Here is a 1,254-nt window from a genome sequence, read left to right as displayed (position 1 = left end):
GGGCGTCGATCACAGGGCCGGACGGGCTCCTCTCCCGGCCCTGCTCCAGGCGCGCGTAGTAGTCGGCGCTGACGCCCGCCAGGACGGCGACCTCCTCGCGGCGCAGCCCGGCGACGCGGCGGGACCCGGAGCGGGCCATGCCCACGTCCTCCGGGGTCAGCCGGGCTCGTCGTGCCCGCAGGAACTCGCCCAGCTCGTAGCCGCTCATTCACAAATCCTACGACGGCGGGCTTCCGCCGCCCGGGGCACGCAGCCCGGCTCCGGGAGGCGGAAGCCCGGGCCCGGCCGCGGAGCTGCGCCGCCCGGTCCCGCCGTCCAGCCAGGGAGTGGCACACCCAGGAAGTCCCGCCCTGCCTCTCCGGCCCGGTCCGGCGCAGGCTGGTGAGTGCCGGCGGTTCACCGCCGTACTTCTCCCGCCTCCAGGCCCCACTCTCACCGAACGGGTTCTCATGACTGTCGCGTCCACCACCCCCGCCAGCAAGGTCGTCCTGATCACCGGAGCGAGCAGCGGAATCGGCGAGGCCACCGCCCGGCGGCTGGCCGCGGCCGGTCACCAGGTGTTCCTCGGCGCCCGGCGGACCGGGCTCGTCGCCGCCGTCACCGAGGACATCGAGGCCGCCGGGGGAGTCGCGGGCCACCACGCACTGGACGTGACCGACCGCGACAGCATGGGTGCTTTCGTACGGGCGGCACGCGACCGGTACGGACGCGTCGACGTCCTCGTCAACAACGCGGGGATCATGCCGCTGTCGATGCTGGAGGCCCTGAAGGTCGACGAGTGGGACCGCATGATCGACGTGAATCTGCGCGGGGTGCTGTACGGCATCGCCGCCGTGCTGCCCCTCATGCGGGAGCAGGGGTCGGGGCACATCGTGAACGTCGCCTCGGTCTCCGGTCACCGCGTCGACCCCACCGCGGCCGTCTACAGCGCCACCAAGTTCGCGGTCCGCGCGGTCTCGGAGGGGCTGCGGCAGGAGAGCCGGGACGTTCGCGTCACGGTGATCACGCCCGGCCTGGTCACCAGCGAACTGACTGACGGCATCACCGACACCGCCGTACGGGGAGCGGTCGAGGGGATGATGGAGATCGCGATCCCCGCCTCGGCCGTCGGCGACGCGATCGCCTATGCCGTCGGCCGGCCCGCCGACGTCGACGTCAGCGAAATGGTCATCAGGCCCACGGCCCAGGGCTGAGCGCCGGTCGGGCGGCCGCCTCGCGGGGCGGCGCCCCGCCGCCCCGCAGAGGCCGTCACCG

2 protein-coding genes are annotated in these 1,254 nt (G+C 73.8%); one reads left to right on the top strand and one right to left on the bottom strand.

What is annotated here, in order from left to right; all coding sequences use genetic code 11:
* The coding region (locus tag GT042_RS26580) for a helix-turn-helix transcriptional regulator (protein ID WP_161311261.1) at window positions 1–208 on the bottom strand (208 nt) is incomplete at its 3' end.
* A gap of 241 nt (window positions 209–449) precedes the next feature.
* On the opposite strand from GT042_RS26580, the gene GT042_RS26575 reads away from it, so the two are divergent.
* Window positions 450–1,193, top strand: coding sequence for an SDR family oxidoreductase (locus GT042_RS26575; protein WP_161311260.1), 744 nt, complete (start codon window positions 450–452; stop codon window positions 1,191–1,193).
* Window positions 1,194–1,254: the final 61 nt, after the last annotated feature.

It is taken from the genome of Streptomyces sp. SID3212, from assembly GCF_009865405.1.
Taxonomy (GTDB): Bacteria; Actinomycetota; Actinomycetes; order Streptomycetales; family Streptomycetaceae; genus Streptomyces.
Note: the sequence above shows the minus strand (reverse complement) of the source record. Positions and strands in the feature narration are given on the sequence as shown.